At 60.0% G+C, this 16623-nt stretch carries 16 protein-coding genes; 9 read left to right on the plus strand and 7 right to left on the minus strand.

Annotation, left to right across the window (positions count from 1 at the left end):
* Positions 1-102: 102 nt before the first annotated feature.
* A complete protein-coding gene (locus tag ABLX76_RS20480) occupies positions 103-1167 on the minus strand; it encodes a LacI family DNA-binding transcriptional regulator (RefSeq protein WP_086076324.1) in 1065 nt (354 codons plus the stop codon).
* 195 nt (positions 1168-1362) lie between these two features.
* Here ABLX76_RS20480 and ABLX76_RS20485 point away from each other — a divergent pair, with 195 nt between their 5' ends.
* Together ABLX76_RS20485 and ABLX76_RS20490 are read left to right on the plus strand one after the other, a co-directional pair.
* A complete protein-coding gene (locus tag ABLX76_RS20485) occupies positions 1363-4470 on the plus strand; it encodes a beta-galactosidase (protein WP_289553289.1) in 3108 nt (1035 codons plus the stop codon).
* Positions 4471-4524: 54 nt separating this feature from the next.
* A complete protein-coding gene (locus ABLX76_RS20490; protein WP_261901464.1) occupies positions 4525-5790 on the plus strand; it encodes an MFS transporter in 1266 nt (421 codons plus the stop codon).
* Between the two features lie 29 nt (positions 5791-5819).
* Here ABLX76_RS20490 and ABLX76_RS20495 read toward each other — a convergent pair whose 3' ends face one another.
* The 3 genes from ABLX76_RS20495 to ABLX76_RS20505 all read right to left on the minus strand — a co-directional run bounded on the left by ABLX76_RS20495 (position 5820) and on the right by ABLX76_RS20505 (position 7368).
* Complete coding sequence (locus ABLX76_RS20495; RefSeq protein WP_348875189.1) at positions 5820-6908, minus strand: AAA family ATPase; 1089 nt, start codon at positions 6906-6908, stop codon at positions 5820-5822.
* A gap of 84 nt (positions 6909-6992) precedes the next feature.
* Entirely contained in the window at positions 6993-7253 is a 261-nt protein-coding gene (locus tag ABLX76_RS20500) for a hypothetical protein (protein ID WP_004205993.1), read from the minus strand.
* Positions 7237-7368: a hypothetical protein gene (locus ABLX76_RS20505; RefSeq protein WP_258959434.1), complete on the minus strand. Its 132-nt coding sequence runs from the start codon at positions 7366-7368 to the stop codon at positions 7237-7239. The genes ABLX76_RS20500 and ABLX76_RS20505 overlap by 17 nt, the downstream gene beginning before the upstream one ends.
* 181 nt (positions 7369-7549) lie before the next feature.
* Between ABLX76_RS20505 and ABLX76_RS20510 the strand changes: the two genes are divergently transcribed.
* Complete coding sequence (locus ABLX76_RS20510) at positions 7550-8410, plus strand: broad-spectrum class A beta-lactamase OKP-A-12 (RefSeq protein WP_063860899.1); 861 nt, start codon at positions 7550-7552, stop codon at positions 8408-8410.
* 20 nt (positions 8411-8430) lie between these two features.
* Here ABLX76_RS20510 and ABLX76_RS20515 read toward each other — a convergent pair whose 3' ends face one another.
* Positions 8431-9192, minus strand: a complete 762-nt coding sequence (locus ABLX76_RS20515) for a DeoR/GlpR family DNA-binding transcription regulator (RefSeq protein WP_023289604.1) — start codon at positions 9190-9192, stop codon at positions 8431-8433.
* A gap of 261 nt (positions 9193-9453) precedes the next feature.
* Between ABLX76_RS20515 and ltnD the strand changes: the two genes are divergently transcribed.
* From ltnD to ABLX76_RS20540, 5 genes are read left to right on the plus strand one after another with little or no spacing between them, the layout of a single operon-like run.
* A complete protein-coding gene (gene ltnD, locus ABLX76_RS20520) occupies positions 9454-10356 on the plus strand; it encodes an L-threonate dehydrogenase (RefSeq protein WP_218810102.1) in 903 nt (300 codons plus the stop codon).
* Between the two features lie 11 nt (positions 10357-10367).
* The gene (gene otnK, locus ABLX76_RS20525) at positions 10368-11633 is read left to right on the plus strand and encodes a 3-oxo-tetronate kinase (protein WP_348875193.1); all 1266 of its coding nucleotides are present in this window, start codon (positions 10368-10370) and stop codon (positions 11631-11633) included.
* Entirely contained in the window at positions 11626-12246 is a 621-nt protein-coding gene (locus tag ABLX76_RS20530; RefSeq protein WP_065806325.1) for an aldolase, read from the plus strand. The genes otnK and ABLX76_RS20530 overlap by 8 nt, the downstream gene beginning before the upstream one ends.
* Before the next feature lie 4 nt (positions 12247-12250).
* Positions 12251-13033 (plus strand): HPr family phosphocarrier protein, encoded by a 783-nt coding sequence (locus tag ABLX76_RS20535; protein WP_137916277.1) that lies wholly within the window; start codon positions 12251-12253, stop codon positions 13031-13033.
* 56 nt (positions 13034-13089) lie between these two features.
* Positions 13090-14454, plus strand: a complete 1365-nt coding sequence (locus ABLX76_RS20540; protein WP_023289599.1) for a GntP family transporter — start codon at positions 13090-13092, stop codon at positions 14452-14454.
* Positions 14455-14480: 26 nt separating this feature from the next.
* Here the strand turns inward: ABLX76_RS20540 and ABLX76_RS20545 are convergent, their stop codons facing one another.
* Entirely contained in the window at positions 14481-15389 is a 909-nt protein-coding gene (locus ABLX76_RS20545) for a helix-turn-helix domain-containing protein (protein ID WP_087849197.1), read from the minus strand.
* Between the two features lie 310 nt (positions 15390-15699).
* On the opposite strand from ABLX76_RS20545, the gene kbvR reads away from it, so the two are divergent.
* Positions 15700-16311, plus strand: a complete 612-nt coding sequence (gene kbvR, locus ABLX76_RS20550) for a LuxR family transcriptional regulator KbvR (RefSeq protein ID WP_241516064.1) — start codon at positions 15700-15702, stop codon at positions 16309-16311.
* 29 nt (positions 16312-16340) lie between these two features.
* Here the strand turns inward: kbvR and ABLX76_RS20555 are convergent, their stop codons facing one another.
* Entirely contained in the window at positions 16341-16460 is a 120-nt protein-coding gene (locus tag ABLX76_RS20555) for a small membrane protein (protein WP_137910593.1), read from the minus strand.
* Between the last annotated feature and the right edge of the window lie 163 nt (positions 16461-16623).

The raw sequence follows: 16623 nt of genomic DNA on the forward strand, positions 1-16623 counted from the left end.
AGATTGTTTTTTGCATTTTTCGCAGGCAGAGGATCCTGACCTCTCTACGTTTGATCCCGAGGTTAGCATGGTCAACCTCAATAAATCCTCAACGGTCTGCGGCTAAAGCTTCTCCACCAACGCTTTTAGCTGCGCCAGGGTCTGCTGCCGGTCCTCCGCGTCGGCGAGCGGCCACGCCGACTGGCGCACGATGAGCCGGGTCGGCAGCAGCTCGCGGATCCGCATCTGCGGGGCCGCCATCAGAGCAATCAGCCGCTCCACGGCCCGTTTGCCCAGCAGATCGAAGTCCTGCGCCACCGTGGTGAGCGGCGGCTGAAAGTAGAGACTGTCGGCGGTGTCGTCATAGCCGGTCACCGATACCGCCTGGCTGCCGCTGCGATTGAGCTGGGCCAGCGCGCTGAGTACCCCGAGCGCCATCTGATCGTTGGCCACCACAATGGCGCTGATCCGCGGCTGGAGGTGCAGCAGTTCGAAGGTTTTCTGCCAGCCGCTGGCGGCGCTCCAGTCACCGAACACCGTGGTTGAACGGGCAATGTTCAGACTGTGCAGCGCCTCGCGCCAGCTGGCGAGACGCAGACGGGCGGAAACCGAACTTTCCGGCCCCGCCAGCAGGCCAAATTCGCGATGCCCGAGCTCCCACAGATGGCGCACGCAGGCTCCGCAGCCGTCGCGATGGTCGAAGCGCACGCAGCAGACATCGGCCTCCGGGGAGACGTCAAGAAACAGGCAGGCCATATCCGGGTTCTCTTTAACCAGCCGCTCGGCGGTGGCGCTCTCCAGCGGCAGGCTGACGATCACCCCGCGAATATGCTGGGCGCGCAGTTCGTCCAGCCGGGCCTGCAGCGCGGCGAAGTCGGCCTGCGCTGGCATCGCTATCGCCACCTCCAGCTGGTGCAGGCTGGCATGGCTCTTTACCGCGGCGGCGATCTGCGAGGGGGCATGCAGGGTCAGCGAGGCGGTAATCAGCCCAATGGAGGGCGCCGCTTTGCCGGCGAGCAGCTGCGCCGAGCGGTTAGGCACGTAGTGCAGCGTCTGCATCGCGCGGATCACCTGCTCGCGGGTGCGGGCTGACACCACTTCCGGACGGTTCAGGACCCGGGAGACCGTCTGTTGGGAGACGCCCGCCGCGCGGGCGACATCCTCCAGGGTTGCGGTACGACGCGGCATAGTTTCTCCTCATCGACAAAATGTCGTGCGCTAACATTTTATGTTTAACGCACGACAAAAAACAGTGTATTACCCCCGCTTTCGTGATCGTCTGTCAATTTCATTTCCGCCGTCGTTGCTGGAAAAAACAAATTACCCGATAACGTTCTTCATCCTGTTTAGCGATCGACATTTTCTGACTTACCGGGGATTACTATGCCAATAAGCGATACCAGTCGCCGCCACGCGCCTGACTTCCACGCCGTCCTCGCCCGCGAAGACTGGCAGAACCAGACCATTACCCATCTCAACCGCCTGCCGGCCCATCCCGCGTTCGCCAGCTGGCGCGATGAGCTTGCCGCCCGCGATAATCATCCTTCGCCCCATCGTCGTCAGCTGGACGGCGAGTGGCAATTTGCTTACGCCCGCAGCCCGTTTGCCGTCGATGCGCAGTGGCTGACGCAGGACCTGCCGGGCAGCCGCGGCACGCCGGTGCCCTCCAACTGGCAGATGGAGGGCTATGACGCGCCGATCTACACCAACGTCCGCTACCCCATCGACACCACCCCGCCGCGGGTGCCGGAGGATAACCCAACCGGCTGTTACTCCCTGCACGTTGCGATCGATGACGCCTGGCGCGCGGACGGGCAGACGCAGATTATTTTCGACGGCGTTAACTCGGCCTTTCATCTCTGGTGCAACGGCGCCTGGGTCGGTTACTCCCAGGACAGCCGCCTGCCGGCGGCGTTCGATCTAAGCCCTTTTCTGCGTCCGGGCGACAACCGCCTGTGCGTGATGGTCATGCGCTGGAGCGCCGGCAGCTGGCTGGAAGACCAGGATATGTGGCGGATGAGCGGTATTTTCCGCTCGGTGTGGCTGCTGAATAAGCCGCACCAGCGACTGAGCGACGTCCAGCTGACGCCGACCCTTGACGCCCTCTGCCGCGACGGCACTCTGCAGGTCCAGGCGACCGTCGAGGCGACTGAAGCGGCGCTTGCCGGGCTCAGCGTCGGGGTTAGCCTGTGGCGCGGCGAGCAGCCTGTCGTTGCCCACCGTCAGCCGTTAGGCACCCCGACGGTGGATGAGCGCGGCCGTTACGCCGAACGGGTCGATTTCTCCCTGGCGGTGGCGGCGCCGGCGCACTGGAGCGCGGAAACCCCGGATTGCTACCGGGCGGTGGTCACCCTGTGGCGCGGCGAGGCATTGCTGGAGGCAGAGGCGTGGGATATCGGTTTTCGCCGCATCGAGATCGCCGACGGCCTGCTGCGCCTTAACGGCAAACCGCTGCTGATCCGCGGCGTTAACCGCCATGAACACCACCATTTACGCGGTCAGGTGGTCAGCGAGGCGGATATGGTGCAGGACATTCTGTTGATGAAGCAGAACAACTTTAACGCCGTCCGCTGCTCGCACTACCCCAACGCCCCGCGCTGGTATGAGCTGTGCAACCGCTACGGTCTCTACGTGGTCGATGAAGCCAATATTGAAACCCACGGCATGGTGCCGATGAATCGTCTGTCCGACGATCCGGCGTGGCTGCCAGCCTTCAGCGCCCGCGTCACCCGGATGGTACAGAGCAACCGCAACCATCCGTGCATTATCATCTGGTCGCTGGGCAACGAATCCGGCGGCGGCGGCAACCACGAAGCGCTGTACCACTGGTTGAAGCGTAACGACCCGACCCGTCCGGTGCAGTACGAGGGCGGCGGTGCGGATACCACCGCCACCGATATTATCTGTCCGATGTACGCCCGCGTCGAACGCGACCAGCCGATCCCGGCGGTACCGAAGTGGGGGATCAAAAAATGGATCAGCCTGCCCGGCGAGCAGCGGCCGCTGATCCTCTGCGAGTACGCCCACGCGATGGGCAACAGCCTCGGCAACTTCGCCGATTACTGGCAGGCCTTCCGCGAGTATCCACGGCTGCAGGGCGGGTTTATCTGGGACTGGGCCGACCAGGCGATCCGCAAAATCTTTGACGACGGCAGCGTCGGCTGGGCCTACGGCGGCGACTTTGGCGATAAGCCGAACGATCGCCAGTTCTGTATGAACGGTCTGGTGTTCCCCGATCGCACGCCGCATCCGTCGCTGGTCGAGGCGAAGCACGCCCAGCAGTATTTCCAGTTCGCCCTGCTGTCGACCTCGCCGCTGCGGGTGCGCATCGCCAGCGAATACCTGTTCCGCCAGACCGATAACGAAGCGCTGCGCTGGCAGGTGCAGGCGGCTGGTGAAACCCTGTACCACGGCAACCTGACGCTGGCGCTCCCGCCTGAGGGCAGCGACGAGATAACGCTGCTCGACAGTATGATCCTGCCGCCAGGCGCCCGCGCCGTGTGGCTGACGCTGGAGGTGGTCCAGCCCCAGGCGACAGCCTGGTCCCCGGCGGATCATCGCGTCGCCTGGCAGCAATATCCCCTGCCGGCGCCGCTGGCGCTGCCTGCGCCCACGGTGCCAGCCGGCGCCCCGGATCTTATCGTCAGCGATGAGGCCTGGCAGATCCGCGCTGGCACGCAGTGCTGGACCGTCGATCGCCGGACCGGTTTGCTGAGTGGCTGGTCGGTTGGCGGTCAGGAGCAGCTGCTGACCCCCCTGCGGGATCAGTTTATCCGTGCGCCGCTCGACAACGACATCGGGGTCAGCGAAGTGGAGCGCATCGACCCCAACGCCTGGGTGGAGCGCTGGAAAAGCGCCGGCCTGTTCGACCTTGAGGCGCGCTGCGTGCAGTGCGACGCCCAGCGTCTGGCGAATGAGACCCTTGTCGACAGCCGCTGGCACTACCTGCGCGGCGACGAGGTGGTGATTGTCAGCCACTGGCGTCTGCGCTTTACCGCGGACGGAACGGTGCGGCTGGCGGTGGACGGCGAGCGCGCGGAAACGCTGCCGCCGCTGCCGCGGGTCGGGCTGCACTTCCAGGTGGCGGATCAGCAGGCGCCGGTGAGCTGGCTGGGGCTGGGGCCGCATGAGAACTACCCCGACCGGCGGAGCAGCGCCTGCTTCGCCCGCTGGGAGCAGCCGCTGGCGGCGATGACCACCCCCTACATCTTCCCGACGGAAAACGGCCTGCGCTGTGATACTCAGGCGCTGGACTGGGGACGCTGGCACGTCAGCGGTCATTTCCACTTCTCCGTTCAGCCGTGGAGCACCCGTCAGCTGATGGAGACCGACCACTGGCACAAGATGGAGGCCGAAGACGGCGTGTGGATCACCCTTGACGGCCTGCATATGGGGGTGGGAGGCGATGACTCCTGGACCCCAAGCGTGCTGCCGCAGTGGCTCCTGACCCAAACGCGCTGGCAGTACGAGGTCTCATTGCGTTGCCTTTAATCCGTGGGGGCGGCAGCCCCCACCCTACAAACAGAATAACAAGGGATCATGGTGATGAAATTCTCTGAACTGGCGCCGCGAGAACGGCATAATTTTGTCTATTTCCTGCTGTTCTTTTTCTTTTACTATTTCATTATGTCGGCCTATTTCCCGTTTTTCCCGGTGTGGCTGGCGGACGTTAACCATTTAACCAAAACGGAAACCGGGATCGTCTTCTCCTCCATCTCGTTGTTCGCGATTATTTTTCAGCCGGTATTTGGTTTAATGTCGGATAAGCTCGGCCTGCGCAAACATCTGCTGTGGACTATTACGGTGCTGTTAATTCTGTTCGCGCCGTTCTTTATTTTCGTTTTCTCCCCGTTGCTGCAGATGAATATTATCGCCGGTTCGCTGGTGGGCGGGATCTACCTGGGGATTGTTTTCTCCAGCGGCTCCGGGGCGGTGGAAGCCTATATCGAGCGCGTCAGCCGGGCAAACCGCTTTGAATATGGCAAAGTGCGGGTCGCTGGCTGCGTCGGCTGGGCGCTGTGCGCCTCGATAACCGGCGTGCTGTTCGGCATCGACCCCAATATTACCTTCTGGATCGCCTCCGGCTTTGCGCTGGTGCTGGGTCTTCTGCTCTGGCTGTCGCGTCCGGAAAGCAGCAACAGCGCCCAGGTTATCGAGGCGCTCGGGGCCAATCGCCAGGCCTTTTCGCTGCGTATGGCGGCAGAGCTGCTGCGTATGCCGCGCTTCTGGGGCTTTATCGTCTATGTGGTGGGGGTCGCCAGCGTCTACGACGTGTTTGACCAGCAATTTGCTAACTTTTTCAAAAGCTTCTTCGCCAGTCCGCAGCGCGGTACCGAAGTGTTTGGCTTCGTCACCACCGGTGGCGAGCTGCTCAATGCCGTGATCATGTTCTGCGCCCCGGCCATCGTTAACCGTATCGGGGCCAAAAACGCCCTGCTGACCGCGGGGATGATCATGTCGGTGCGTATTCTCGGGTCGTCTTTTGCCTCATCGGCGGTGGAAGTGGTGATCCTCAAGATGCTGCATATGTTTGAGATCCCCTTCCTGCTGGTCGGGACCTTTAAATATATCTCCTCCGCCTTTAACCCGCGGCTCTCAGCCACCCTGTTTCTGATCGGCTTTAACCTGTCGAAACAGCTGTCCGGGGTGGTACTTTCCGCCTGGGTGGGCCGGATGTACGACACCGTCGGCTTCCATCAGGCCTATCTGATCCTCGGCTGCATCACCCTGAGCTTTACCCTGCTCTCGTTCATCACCTTACGCGGCGGCAAAAGCCTGCTGCCGACAGCGGAGACGCAGACCCCCGCCTGACCGGGCGCGCCCGTCAGGGATGACGGGGTTCACTCTACAATGCGCGTCTCTCCGCCGCTATTCTCCAGCGCATAGCGCTGGCAGGCAGCCCCGGCGGCGATAAGATCCGCCAGCTCTGCCGAGTGGCTGGTCAGCCAGATCTGGCTGTAGCGGGAGGCCTCGACGATCAGCCTGGCCAGCGCCGGGAGCATGTCGCGATGCAGGCTGTTTTCCGGTTCATTGATCGCCAGAAAGGCCGGTGGGCGCGGGCTGAGCAGCGCGACGGCGAGGCAGAGAAAACGCAGCGTGCCGTCGGACATCTCCGCCGCCAGCAGCGGGCGGCGGATCCCCTCCCGGCGCATTTTCAGCGCGAAACGCGAGTGCTCGTTTTCACAGTAAAACTGGCAGCCGGGAAAGGCGTCGGCGAGGATCTCGTGCAAAATCTCCTCCGCGCCGATCTCGACAATGGTCTGAAAGGCGGCCGCCAGATTATGGCCGTCGCTGTCGAGCACCGGCGAACGGTAGCCGACGGCCGGCTGGCGCAGCGGTGAATGGCGGCCGATAGCGAATTCATGGTAAAACCGCCAGCGGCGCAGGGTCTCGCGCACCCGCGACACCTCAGGAAAACGGTGCGGCTCGCCAAGCTGACCGAACACCGACTCGTTTTCATAAATACTCTCGGTGAAGGTGCTTTTCTCCCCGGCGACATCGACGAGGAACGCCGCCTGATTCTTACGCTGCAGTACGCGGGAGGAAGGCCGACGGGAATAGCCCGCCAGCCAGATGTTCTCTTCTTTGACGATGGGATCGAGCATGAACTGCGTCGGATAGGGCAATTTTTCCGGGAAACCAACCTGCAGTTCATAATCAAAGCTCTCCGTCCGACAGGCGATTTGCAGCCGGCGGGGATGGCGATCGAGGGGAGAACGATCTCCGGACCACATCATATTTTCAAGGCCCCCCTCTTCGCTGATAAATCCCGACAGCCTGCCGTCGGCAGCCGCGCCCAACAGATGGATAGCGTTGTAAATATTGGATTTGCCGCAGCCGTTAGGGCCGAAGACAATGTTCAGCGGCCCCAGCTCCAGCGCGATATCCCTGACTGAGCGAAAGTTTTGAATACGGATGTACTGAATCATGATGCGTCCTGGCCCGGTGAGAGAAGGCTGCCACAGTAGCAAAGCCGCGGCAGGGATACTATCGCCCCCTCTCTCCGACCGGGTTTAACAGAACATTTTTTTCATTCCGCGGGTCAGCGCCACCCGCGTCAGCTTATCGCTATCCTGATGGGCGTCACTGAAAACGCCAAAGAAATAGCGTTCATCGTCAATGGTTTGACTCACGATACGATAGCTGAGCGGCTGGCCGGACGGCGCACCGTATTGCGCAGGCGTCACTGAGACCTCGGTCGCATCGTCGGCGACGCTGACCAGCAGTCCATCCGCCTTACCGCCCACCAGCATGACCTTAATTATCGGGTGCACCAGTTCCTCCCGGGATGGCATAGATCATTGGCAAACCGCGCAGCGCGGCGGGCGTATCGTCAGCAATCAGCGGCGCCAGCCAGAGTGCGGTCTTAAGTACTTTCTTATAGTTCATTGCGGCCTTGAGTCAAAAAATAGCGTGCTTAGGCTGAGCTAAATATTGATTATTCGAAATAAAAGATGACAAATGATGAAGGAAAAAAGAGGAATTGTGAATCAGCAAAACGCCAGGTTATTCTATTTTATCACTCCTCTACTCGCCTTTAATGGCCCTGATTCAAGGAAGTATTGCGGTTATGCGTTATGTTCGCCTGTGCCTTATCTCCCTGATTGCCGCCCTGCCACTGGCGGCATTCGCCAGCCCTCAGCCGCTCGAGCAAGTTACACGCAGCGAAAGTCAGCTGGCGGGCCGCGTGGGCTATGTTGAAATGGATCTGGCCAGCGGCCGCACGCTGGCCGCCTGGCGCGCCAGTGAGCGCTTTCCACTGATGAGCACCTTTAAAGTGCTGCTCTGCGGCGCGGTGCTGGCCCGGGTGGATGCCGGAGACGAACAGCTGGATCGGCGGATCCGCTACCGCCAGCAGGATCTGGTGGACTACTCCCCGGTCAGCGAAAAACACCTTGCCGACGGGATGACCGTTGGTGAACTCTGCGCCGCCGCCATCACCATGAGCGACAACAGCGCCGGCAATCTGCTGTTGAAGAGCGTTGGCGGCCCCGCGGGATTGACCGCTTTTCTGCGCCAGATCGGTGACAACGTCACCCGCCTTGACCGCTGGGAAACGGAGCTCAATGAAGCGCTTCCCGGCGACGTGCGCGACACCACCACCCCAGCCAGCATGGCCGCCACCCTGCGCAAGCTGCTAACCAGCCACGCGCTGAGCGCCCGTTCGCAGCAGCAGCTGCTGCAGTGGATGGTGGACGACCAGGTGGCCGGTCCGCTGATCCGCGCCGTGCTGCCGGCGGGCTGGTTTATCGCCGATAAAACCGGGGCCGGCGAGCGCGGCTCACGCGGCATTGTCGCCCTGCTCGGCCCGAACGGCAAAGCGGAGCGCATCGTGGTGATCTATCTGCGGGATACGCCGGCGACCATGGCCGAGCGTAACCAGCAGATCGCCAGAATAGGCGCGGCGCTGATCGAGCACTGGCAGCGCTAGCCCGGCGAAGGCCGCGCGCCTTACCCGGCGCGCAGCACCTCGCAAGCGTGCCGGGCGATATGTGTGGCGGCAGCATCGGAGAGATGCCGGTCGGTAATGATGGTGGTAAAGCGGGTCAAGGGTAACGCCATAAACGTGGCCACCTGATTATATTTCGAACTGTCGCACAGCAGGATGCTTCTGGCGCTGACCTGGCTGACGGTCTCCTTGACGGTGACCTTGTTCTCATCAGGGGTGAAAATCCCGCGGCTGTCCCAGCCGCTGGCGGAGATAAAGGCCGTATCGATAGCCAGGTGGCGCAAGGTCCGCGCCGCCGACTCGCCGACGCAGGAGCGGTTCTCCCGGCACAGGGTGCCGCCGGTGTGGATCACGCCGCACTGGCTGGCATCGATCAGCAGCTGGGTTATCTCAAAATCGTTGGTGACCACCTGCAGGTCGTCCCGGTCGAGGATCGCCCGCGCCAGCGCCAGGGTGGTGGTGCCGGCATCGAGATAGATGCAGCTGTTTTTGGCGATGTGACTGGCCGCCAGCGCGCCGATGGCCTGTTTCTCCTCACTCTGTAGAGTGCTTTTCACCAGATGACTGGGCTCTGCGGCCAGCCGGCTGACGGCGCGCACGCCGCCCGAGACGCTGACCAGCAGCCCCTGTTCTTCCAGCTTACTGACGTCGCGACGGATAGTCATATGGGACACGCCGAGGATCTCCGTCAGCTCATTAATGCTCACCGCCCCGCGCTGCTCCACCAGGGCTAAAATACGCTGATGACGTTCTATTGGAATCACCGCTCTCCCCTTACCATTTTTTCACACCAGAGTTTACCACTCACGCCGGGAACCTGAAGATCCCCTGTGCTGTTATCGCTGCTTGACCGCTGTTTTTACGCTATTTTAGGGCAAGAATCGCCGTCGCGCAGCCACTTTCCGTCTGTGAATTTTTTATATTCATGTGGGTTATTCGTGATAACTCTCACATAATTTCACATGGCAACGTTTTATTCTATCATTAAATCACATTAATTAACGAATATTCACAAGGAGACCGTCATGACTGCACACACTAACGTCTGCGTGATTGGACTGGGTTCGATGGGCATGGGCGCCGCCCGCGCCTGCCTGCAGGCGGGCCTGAACACCTGGGGGGTGGACATCAATCCCGACAACTGCCGCGCGCTGCTGGAGGCGGGCGCCAAAGGCGCAGGCCCCATCGCAGTGCCTTTCGCCGCTGAGCTGGATGCGGTCGTGCTGCTGGTGGTCAATGCCGCCCAGGTTCGGGGGATCCTGTTCGGCGAGAGCGGCCTCGCCGCCCATCTGAAGCCGGGTACCGCGGTGATGGTGTCGTCAACCATCGCCTCCGCCGATGCCCAGGCGATTGCCGCGGCGCTGGCGGAATACCAGCTATTGATGCTCGACGCGCCGGTATCGGGCGGCGCGGTGAAAGCGGCCGCCGGCGACATGACGGTGATGGCCTCCGGGAGCGATGCCGCCTTCGCCCGCCTCGCGCCAGTTCTGGACGCGGTGGCCGGCAAAGTCTACCGCATCGGGAGCGACATTGGCCTCGGTTCGACGGTAAAAATCATCCATCAGCTGCTGGCCGGGGTGCATATCGCCGTCGCCGCCGAAGCGATGGCCCTCGCCGCCCGCGCCGGCATCCCGCTGGAGACGATGTACGACGTGGTGACCCACGCGGCGGGTAATTCGTGGATGTTTGAGAATCGTATGCAGCACGTCCTGGATGGCGATTACTCGCCAAAATCCGCCGTCGATATTTTTGTCAAAGATCTCGGCCTGGTGAATGACACCGCCCGGGCGCTGACCTTCCCGCTGCCGCTCGCCACCACCGCGCTGAATATGTTCACCTCCGCCAGCAACGCCGGATTCGGCCGGGAAGATGACAGCGCGGTGATCAAGATCTTCAACGGCATTACCCTGCCGGGCCATAAACAGTGAGGAGAGACAAGATGCAGCTTGGTGTCATTGCCGATGACTTTACCGGCGCCACGGATATTGCCAGCTTCCTCGTACGCAACGGCATGGCGACGGTGCAGCTAAACGGCGTACCGCCCCACGAACTGCCGCTGACCAGCGAAGCGGTGGTGATCAGCCTGAAAACGCGCTCCTGCCCGGTGGAAACCGCCGTCAGCCAGTCGCTGGCGGCCCTGCGCTGGCTGCAGGCCCGGGGCTGTCAGCAATTTTATTTTAAGTATTGTTCCACGTTCGACAGCACCGCGCAGGGCAATATTGGCCCGGTACTGGATGCTCTGCTGGCAGAGCTGGGCGAGACCCGGACGGTGATTTCCCCGGCGCTGCCGGTAAACGGCCGCACGGTCTATCAGGGGTATCTGTTTGTCGGCCAGCAGTTACTCAATGAGTCCGGGATGCGCCACCATCCGGTGACGCCGATGGAAGATGCCCACCTGGGCCGCTTAATTGAGCGCCAGGGCGGCGGAAAAGCGGCGCTGATCGCCTGGCCGATTATCGATCAGGGGCCGGAGGCGGTCGCTGCCGCGCTGGCGGCCATCAGCGATCCGGCGGTGCGCTATGTGGTGCTCGACGCCCTCAGTGAACAGCATTTGCTGACTCAGGGGGCGGCGCTGCGGGAGATGAAGCTGGTCTCCGGCGGCTCTGGTCTCGCCATCGGCCTCGCCCGCGACTGGGCGCAGCGCCACGGAACCCAGGGTGAAGGATCCCAGGCGGGCATGCCGCTGCCCGGCCCGGCGGTAGTGCTCTCGGGCTCCTGTTCGCTGATGACCAACAGCCAGGTGGTGGCCTATCGTGAACAGGCTCCCGCCCGCGCCGTCGACTTAAGCGCCTGCTTTACCGATCTGGAGGGCTATGCCGGGACGCTGGCGGCCTGGGTGGACGCAAACCGCGATTCGCCGCTGGCGCCGATGGTCTATGCCACGACTGAGCCGCAAACGCTGCAGCGGATCCAGGCGCAGTATGGCGACAAGGCCAGCAGCGAACGGGTGGAACAGCTGTTCGCCGCCCTCGCCGCCGCGCTGAAGGAGAAAGGATTCATCCGGTTTATTGTGGCCGGAGGGGAAACGTCGAGCATTGTGGCGCAGACGCTGGGGGTCGAGGCGTTCCATATCGGGCCGACGATCTCCCCTGGGGTTCCCTGGGTGCGTGACACCCGCCAGCCGCTCTCCCTGGCGCTGAAGTCAGGTAATTTCGGCGATATCCAGTTCTTTGCCCGTGCCCAGCAGGAGTTTTGTCATGACTGAGCAACAGCTGCGAGATGAGATGGTGCAGATTGGTGCCTCGTTGTTTAACCGCGGTTATGCCACCGGCTCCGCCGGCAATCTGTCGCTCCTGCTGCCGGACGGCAACCTGCTGGCGACGCCGACCGGCTCCTGCCTGGGCGAGCTGCAGGCCCAGCGGTTGTCGGTGGTCACCCTGCAAGGCGAATGGATCGCCGGCGACAAACCGTCGAAAGAGATCGCTTTTCACCGGGCGGTCTATTTGCATAACCCGGCCTGCAAGGCGATCGTCCACTTGCATAGCCACTATCTGACCGCGCTCTCCTGCCTGCAGGGGCTCGATCCGCACAATTGTATTCGCCCCTTTACTCCCTACGTGGTGATGCGGGTCGGCGACGTCCCGGTGGTTCCCTACTACCGACCGGGCGACGACCGCATTGCCGAGGCGCTGGCCGGCCTGGCGCCGCGCTATAACGCTTTTTTACTGGCCAACCATGGTCCGGTGGTCACTGGCTCATCGCTGCGCGAAGCCACCAATAATACCGAAGAGCTGGAAGAGACCGCGCGGCTGATGTTTACCCTCGGCAATCGCGAGATCCGTTACCTGACCGCTGACGAAGTGGATGAACTGAGATAAAACCATGCCAAAATTTGCTGCAAATTTATCCATGCTGTTTACCGAACTGCCGTTCCTGGACCGCTTTGCCGCCGCCGCCCGCGCCGGTTTCGAAGCCGTGGAGTTTCTGTTCCCCTATGAGTATGCCGCCGGGGAAATTAAACAGCGCCTGCAGGAAAACCAGCTGCAGCTGGTGCTGTTCAATACCCCGCCCGGCGACGTTAACGCCGGGGAATGGGGACTCGCCGCCCTACCGGGCAGGAGCGCCGAGGCCCGGCGTGATATCGAGCTGGCGCTGGAGTATGCCTGCCAGCTGGATTGTCCGCAGGTGCATGTTATGGCCGGCGTGGTGCAGTCGGGGATGGATCGCGCGGCCTGCGAGGCGGAGCTTTTCGATAACCTGCGCTACGCCGCTGAGCGCTTTGCCCGCCACGGCAAGCGGGCGCTTATTGAAGCCCTGAATCCGCAGACCAAACCGGGCTATTTCTACCACAGTCAATATCAGACGCTGGAGATAGCGCAGCGGGTCGACCGGCCAAACATCGCCGTGCAGTTAGATCTGTTTCATGCGCAGAAAGTGGACGGCAATTTAAGCCATCTTATTACCGAGTATGCCGGTCAGTACCGCCATATTCAGATAGCCTCCCTGCCCGACCGCCATGAACCGGACGAGGGCGAGATTAATTATTCATGGATCTATGCGTTGCTGGATAACGTCGGCTATGACGGTTGGATCGGCTGCGAATATATCCCCAGGGCGGATACCCTTTCCGGACTGGAATGGTTCTCGCCCTACCGGAAAAAATAAAGCGCGGTTCTAAAAATATAACTCTCTGTACACCTGTTAATACCCGAGGCAAAACTATGTCGACATCGGCGCTGTTACTTATTGCGTTAGCCAGCGTAGTGCTGTTGCTCCTGCTGGTGATCAAAGCGAAAGCGCATCCTTTTGTGGCGCTCCTGATCGTCAGCCTGCTGGTGGCGTTCGCCACCGGCATTCCGGCGGATAAAATCATTACCACCATTGAAAAAGGCATGGGCGGCCTGCTCGGCCACATCGCCAGCATAATTATTTTGGGATCAATGCTGGGGGTGCTTATTGAAATATCCGGCGGCGCCGAATCGCTGGCGAAAACGCTGACCGGCGTGCTGGGTTCTAAACGGACTATTGCCGCCTTAACCATCGTGGCTTTTATTCTCGGCACGCCAGTCTTCTTTGAAGTCGGCTTTATTATCATCATTCCGTTAATTTACGGCTTCAGTAAAGTTGCCCATCTGTCGCCGCTGAAATTTGGCCTGCCGATGGCCGGAGTGATGTTAACCGTCCATGTGGCGTTGCCAACCCACCCTGGCGCGGCGGCGGCGGCAGGTATTCTGCATAGCGATGTCGGCTGGTTGATGCTGGCGGGAATTGGAGTGTCGATCGTCGTGGGTATCGTGGGCTATTTTGTCGCCCGGTCTATCAATCAGCGCCATTATCATCTGTCGATTAACGTGCTGGAACAGCAGCAAACGGCCGAGGTGCCCGACCTCTCCGTCAACGCCCAGCAGACCCGACTGGCGCCGCCGAATGCGCTGGTTATCGGCGGGCTGATCGTGGTGCCCATCGTGCTGATTGTTTCCGGAACGCTGTGTCAGGCCCTGCTGCTGCCGGATAACGCGATTCGCCAGCTGATGACCGTCATTGGCACCCCGCCCGTCGCCCTGCTGATCTCCCTGGGGCTGGCCAGCTGGACGCTGGGCATCCGGCGGGGGATGAACCTGAAAAAGTTGGGAGAAGTCACCGGCAGCGCGATCCCCTCCTCGGCGGACGTGATCCTCGTCGCCGGCGCCGGCGGCGCCTTTGGCGGGGTGCTGGTCGCCTCCGGCATCGGCAATGCCTTAGCCGAGGCGCTGGAGACGATTCATCTGCCGCTGATGCCCGCCGCTTTCCTGCTGTCGCTGGTGCTTCGGGCCTCGCAGGGCTCGGCCACCGTGGCGATCCTCACCACCTCCGGCCTGCTGTCACAGGCGGTTGTCGGGCTGGAGCCGCTGCAGCTGGTGCTGGTGACGCTGGCGACCTGTTTCGGCTCGCTCGGGTTATCGCACGTTAACGACGCCGGGTTCTGGGTGGTCACGCGCTATCTCGGGCTCTCGGTGCCGGACGGGCTCAAAACCTGGACCGTACTGACCACCATCATGGGGGTGACGGGCTTCCTGATCACCTGGCTGCTGTGGTTTGTACTGTAATATTCACCCGGGTGGCTCCGGCCACCTTATCGTGTCCCCTTCGCGGGGACTAACTCATTATCGCTGCCCGGCAGCTGGCCTCCCGCTGACTGCGTCACCGGTATAAAATAGCGTACGTGATAGCGCTTCTCCTCTGCCTCTCCTCCTTCCGCATGACGGGTCATGAAGCATTCAATGTCATGCCCATCCCGACGGCTTACCCCCAGCGTTGGCAACTGTTCCAGATAGAGATCGCTGGACAAACGGGCATAGCGTGACCAGCTGCCGTAGAATTCAACCCCCACATACAGCCCCGACCGGGTGGTCAACGCGGACGACGGCTTTCGCGCCTCGTGACAACCGACAAAGGCGTTAACCTCGACGTTAAGCTCATTTTGACTCGCTGCCGCGTAATCGGAGAGTATGGAAAGCGAACCGCCTCCAGCGGCGAAAAAACGGTCAACCTTTTGTCTGATAGCCGTCTTGGCGGTACTTTGCAACACCATATCCGACAGGCGCAGTTCATACTTCATCGGGTAGCCATAATAGACCCGCTCCGGCAGGGAACAGATCCGAGCCAAAGGCAGGCTCTCATCATCCGTGGGGAATTTTTTTAACAGTTTTGCCGTGTCCCAGTGCGCCGCGCAGCGGTACTCCCGTGGCGAAAGCGAGAAACGTTTCTTAAACTCCCGGGAGAAGGTCTGCGGCGAATCGTAACTTAACTGCCAGGCTATGGCGGCGATCGGTTGCCGCGTTAAACGCAGACTGACCGCTGCGATGGTCAGCCGCCGCAGGCGAATATACTGCCCGATGGGTAACCGGCCATATTGATAAAACACCTCGTACACAAACCGACGCGAATAGCCCATATACTGCGCCAGGTCATCGATCGCCGGGTTACAGTAGATATTATCCTCCAGCCACGCCAGCATTTTTAAATAGAGCATTTGCTTCATAAGCACCACATACTTCCTGTAATCTTGTCCTCCGCTAATTTTAGCAACAGATACTGGCTGCCACTAAGCTTTTTATGCATCGCAAAAATAAAAAATTACCAAAGCGCTTAAAACACCTTCAAATATATGCTTATCATTTTGTTTATTAGGAACTTTCGCATACCAACACACCGTTATCTCACTTTTACTGGCAGATATTGCATTAATGAAAAACATCCCTTAGATTACCCCAGCTAAAAAAGGCCTGCGCATCACCATTATATTCTTTAATTTATTCTGACACTTTTTTCATACCCCACAGGGAAGTTATATGACGAATTTTTTGATCAATATAAAAAATCACTATTTGCGAGTCGCTATTGCGGAGCTGGTGGATGAAGCGATGAAGACCTACGGGGGATCAGCGTATCAGTTTTCTGAACAATGGGACCTGGAGTCGATAGCGCAATCTCAGGTGTTCTTCACGGAAATGGTGGCGGGAGAATGGTACCTGTGTCATGACCTGTTTCAGCATGCCCCAGAGCAATACACGCTTTTTATTTTCCAGGACAATGAACAAGCTACCGTCGAAGAGGGCTTACCCAACTGTCTACGGCAGGCGGTGTTTATTCCTCCCCACGCTCCCGTTCAGCGTCTTAAAGATGAGATAGCCAGCGCGATTCAGCGCCCCTTGCCACCTCAGCAAGACCCGTCCTTCAATCGGCTGCGGCGTTGCATCAATTGCGCCTGCAAGTCGGTCAGCGATGCGCAAACCAAAGTCATTTACGCGTTCAGTATTGGTCTAAGTCCGCATGAAGTCGCCGCGGCGCTAAAAATTAGCCACAAAACCATTCACTCGCATAAAAAGAATATAATGAGCAAGTTCAATTTGCACAGCCGCCAGCAATTTAACAACCTCGTAAAACTACTCGCCAGACGTTAATACAATCGTCATTATATTACCTCTGCAGATTATCTTCTGGAACGGAAGACGTAGCGTCTTTTACGTCTTTCCTGAATATAAGAAAGACCACTCCATAAAGAAATGACGGGACAAAAAATCAGACACAAAATAATAAATAAGTCGCTCATATCAGACCTGAAAAAAGGAATTAAACTTACGTTGATAATATGGATTTGCTTTTAATCAGGCAAGACCAGCATCTCTTTTTGAGAGCGGGTAATATAATGGCAGGATAATTCCTGGTGGCGAATGTTAACCGATAATTTAAGGAGGTGGGCCTATACCACAGGA

The organism is Klebsiella sp. JB_Kp004 (assembly GCF_040065795.1).
Lineage (GTDB): Bacteria > Pseudomonadota > Gammaproteobacteria > Enterobacterales > Enterobacteriaceae > Klebsiella > Klebsiella quasipneumoniae.

Bases quoted from the DNA above. Each gene is read 5' to 3' on its own strand.
- ABLX76_RS20540 (WP_023289599.1), top strand. From the start codon at position 13,090: ATGTCGACATCGGCGCTGTTACTTATTGCGTTAGCCAGCGTAGTGCTG.
- kbvR (WP_241516064.1), top strand. From the start codon at position 15,700: ATGACGAATTTTTTGATCAATATAAAAAATCACTATTTGCGAGTCGCT.
- ABLX76_RS20495 (WP_348875189.1), bottom strand. From the start codon at position 6,908: ATGATTCAGTACATCCGTATTCAAAACTTTCGCTCAGTCAGGGATATC.
- ABLX76_RS20555 (WP_137910593.1), bottom strand. From the start codon at position 16,460: ATGAGCGACTTATTTATTATTTTGTGTCTGATTTTTTGTCCCGTCATT.
- ABLX76_RS20505 (WP_258959434.1), bottom strand. From the start codon at position 7,368: ATGAACTATAAGAAAGTACTTAAGACCGCACTCTGGCTGGCGCCGCTG.
- ABLX76_RS20510 (WP_063860899.1), top strand. From the start codon at position 7,550: ATGCGTTATGTTCGCCTGTGCCTTATCTCCCTGATTGCCGCCCTGCCA.
- otnK (WP_348875193.1), top strand. From the start codon at position 10,368: ATGCAGCTTGGTGTCATTGCCGATGACTTTACCGGCGCCACGGATATT.
- ABLX76_RS20485 (WP_289553289.1), top strand. From the start codon at position 1,363: ATGCCAATAAGCGATACCAGTCGCCGCCACGCGCCTGACTTCCACGCC.
- ABLX76_RS20535 (WP_137916277.1), top strand. From the start codon at position 12,251: ATGCCAAAATTTGCTGCAAATTTATCCATGCTGTTTACCGAACTGCCG.
- ltnD (WP_218810102.1), top strand. From the start codon at position 9,454: ATGACTGCACACACTAACGTCTGCGTGATTGGACTGGGTTCGATGGGC.
- ABLX76_RS20530 (WP_065806325.1), top strand. From the start codon at position 11,626: ATGACTGAGCAACAGCTGCGAGATGAGATGGTGCAGATTGGTGCCTCG.
- ABLX76_RS20545 (WP_087849197.1), bottom strand. From the start codon at position 15,389: ATGAAGCAAATGCTCTATTTAAAAATGCTGGCGTGGCTGGAGGATAAT.
- ABLX76_RS20490 (WP_261901464.1), top strand. From the start codon at position 4,525: ATGAAATTCTCTGAACTGGCGCCGCGAGAACGGCATAATTTTGTCTAT.
- ABLX76_RS20480 (WP_086076324.1), bottom strand. From the start codon at position 1,167: ATGCCGCGTCGTACCGCAACCCTGGAGGATGTCGCCCGCGCGGCGGGC.